Here is a 1,117-nt window from a genome sequence, read left to right as displayed (position 1 = left end):
ACCGGCACCTCCACCACCGGCACCCCCACCGCCAGCACCTCTGCCGTCGGCACGCCCGCAGGTGGCGCTCCCGCAGGCGGCGCTTCGGCCGTCGGCACTTCCGCGCGTGGCGGTCCCGCGGGTGGCGCTTCGGCCGTCGGCACTTCCGCTGGTGGCGCTCCCGCCGTCGGCACACCCGAAGTCGGCACTTCCGCGGGTGACGCTCCCGCCGTCGGTACTTCCGCCGTCGGCGCTCCCGCAGGTGGCACGCCCGCCGTCGGCGCTTCCGCTGGCGGTGCCCCCGCCGGTGGTGCCCCCGTAGGCGGCGACGCCGCTGCCGTGCGCGAACTGCTCGCCGCGATGCCGGTTTACCGGGCCTACCTGGTGCCCGGCGAACCTCCGCCGCCCGAGTCCGTCGAGATCGTCGAGTTGGCCGCCGAGTCCTGCTCACCCGCCGTCGGCCCGGTGGCCCGCGAGGTCCTGTACGGCTCCGCCGAGGCGATCGTGCGCTTCCAGCAGTCGTGCGGGCCCGTTATGGCCAAGGGCGTGGAGGACACCGCGCTCTACCGGTGGTTCCCGCTGGCCTGCCTGAACGAGGTGGGCGGCGAGCCGGACGTGTTCGGCGTGCCGGTGCGGGAGTTCCACGACTTCTGCGCGGAATTGTCCCCGTACACGATGACCACCCTGTCCACCCACGACACCAAGCGCTCCGAGGACGTACGGGCCCGGCTCTCGGTGCTCTCGGAGATCCCCGGCGAGTGGGCGGCGGCCGTGGCCGAGTGGTCGGCGCAGGTCAGCTTCGACCCCCACCTCGACTACCTGGCCTGGCAGAACCTCATGGCCGCCTGGCCCATCTCCGCCGAACGTCTCACCGACTACCTGCTCAAGGCCGCCCGCGAAGCCAAGACCGCCATCTCCTGGGTGAACCCCGATCCCGACTACGAGCGGCGGCTGCGCGCCTTCGCCGAGGCCGCCGTCCGCCTGCCGGTCGGCGGCTTCACCGAGCGCATCGACTCCTACGCCATGTCGAACTCCCTCGGGGCCAAGCTCGTGCAGCTCATGATGCCGGGGGTGCCGGACGTGTACCAGGGCAACGAGACGACCGACTTCTCCCTCGTCGACCCCGACAACCGGCGGC

Annotated in this window: 1 pseudogene; it reads left to right on the top strand. The window is 72.8% G+C overall.

From position 1 onward, the window contains the following. Positions 1 to 318: 318 nt before the first annotated feature. A pseudogene (locus FAF44_RS53280) lies at positions 319 to 1,117 on the top strand (malto-oligosyltrehalose synthase); the annotation flags it as partial.

The sequence above is a fragment of the Nonomuraea sp. MG754425 genome, assembly GCF_021699195.1.
Classification (GTDB): Bacteria; Actinomycetota; Actinomycetes; order Streptosporangiales; family Streptosporangiaceae; genus Nonomuraea.
The sequence above is the reverse complement of the archived record's forward strand: the minus strand, read 5'-3'. Positions and strand labels throughout refer to the sequence as shown.